Consider the following 1,703-nt stretch of genomic DNA (forward strand, 5'->3'; position numbering starts at 1 on the left):
AATCCGGGTATTCCAGCCCGTTTCAATGCCGTATCCTTCATCGGCAGGAGTGCTTTCTTCCAGCATTTTTTTAATTCCCGTTCTTCTTCTGGAGATAGATACGGCTTTCTGCCCGGGGCGTATCGACGTTCTAATAGCGCATCCATCCCACCTTGATTAAACTTTTGCACGTAAATCGAAACGGTCTCACGGTGGAGATTCAAGAGCTCAGCGACTTGGATCCCCAAATAGCCTTGCATAATCAGACGAATGACTGCAATTCGTTTTGCCATGTTCGCCTTTTTCATTTTGCGTTCCTGTTCTTGAAGACGTTCGATCGTCCAACCATGATCGTTTGTAATTTATAATCCTTTTTCCTCATTCTTCCTCCGCTCCTTTGATTTACTCATTTAGGAGCAGTATAGACAAGGATGCAGGTTGATTAAACATGTCGGAATTTCAAACTGGATTTATATAGATACACAATATGGCCGAATTGAAGGGCTTTTGGTGCCAAGAGACCGAAACGGAGAATTTCAAACGCAGTTGTTTGCCCCTTATCAACGCCACACCGGCTGGCTGGAGGAAGCCATCATTAGGATGTATCAAAGTGGCATGAGTACACGGGAAATTGGCAAGTTTATCGAACGAATTCTAGGAAATGCTTATTCTCCAGCGACGATCAGCCGTATTACCGATGTCGTGAAAGAAGACATCGAGAAATGGCACCATCGTCCACTATCCAAACGTTATTCTGTCTTATATTTGGACGGCTTGTACGTGAAACTTCGCCGCGATACGGTAGAGAAAGAAGTCATTTATGTGGTGTTAGGAGTGAATGAAGAAGGGTATCGCGAAATTCTGGATTTCTTCGTGGGAGGACAAGAAAGCGCCTATGGATGGCGGGAGATTCTCCAACAGCTCTACAAAAGAGGCGTCAAGGAAGTGCTTCTGGGCGTATTCGATGGACTACCGGGGTTGGAGGAAGCCTTTAAGGCAGTTTATCCGAAAGCCGATGTACAGCGTTGTGTCGTTCACAAAGTACGTAATACCTTAAATCGTGTTCGGAAAAAAGATCAATTGGAAGTGGCAGAGGATCTCAAACTGATTTATCGTGCACCGAATAAGGAGATGGCGTTACAGATGTTTCAACAGTTTGAGTCGAAATGGTCAAGCAAGTATCCGAGAGAAGTTCAATCTTGGGCCAATGAGTTGGATGTCCTCCTTACATTTATGGATTATCCAAGCAGTATTCGAAGTGTGATTTATACGACGAATGCCATTGAACGAACGATCAAGGAGATTCGGAAACGTCTCAAGCCGATGAACAGTTTGAGTAGTTTAGAAGCCGCTGAAAAAGTCGTGTATTTGACCATCCAAGATTTTAATGAGAAATGGGCAGGACGAAAGTTACGAGGATTTTCCGAAGCTCATGAAGCCCTCGAGCGAATGTTTGAAGAACGTTACAATTAACCAAATAATGTAAATAAATGAGATAAGGGGATTCTCCCTTTCCACACAGGAGACTGAATATTCAGTCTCCTGTGTGGAAGAAACAGCCCCCTCTCTATTCTAAATCCATTTCAGAGATGCCCTATCTATCTTACATTACACAAAATTCTTGACGGTACCATAGAGTTGTTTATTTTTTCGGGTCTTCACCATTTTCTGTGATTTCTACTCAATCCTAGAGACATGTTAGCTGGATGAAATAGGTTCATCAG

At 43.3% G+C, this 1,703-nt stretch carries 1 protein-coding gene and 1 pseudogene; one reads left to right on the forward strand and one right to left on the reverse strand.

Going from position 1 to position 1,703, the window contains the following annotated elements:
• On the reverse strand, positions 1–287 hold a 287-nt coding region (locus DCC82_RS16890; RefSeq protein ID WP_233253083.1), incomplete at its 3' end, for a helix-turn-helix domain-containing protein.
• 166 nt (positions 288–453) lie between these two features.
• Between DCC82_RS16890 and DCC82_RS16895 the strand changes: the two are divergent.
• Positions 454–1,452: pseudogene (locus DCC82_RS16895) on the forward strand (IS256 family transposase); the annotation flags it as partial.
• Between the last annotated feature and the right edge of the window lie 251 nt (positions 1,453–1,703).

The organism is Geobacillus sp. LYN3, from assembly GCF_003064505.1.
GTDB lineage: Bacteria > Bacillota > Bacilli > Bacillales > Anoxybacillaceae > Parageobacillus_B > Parageobacillus_B toebii.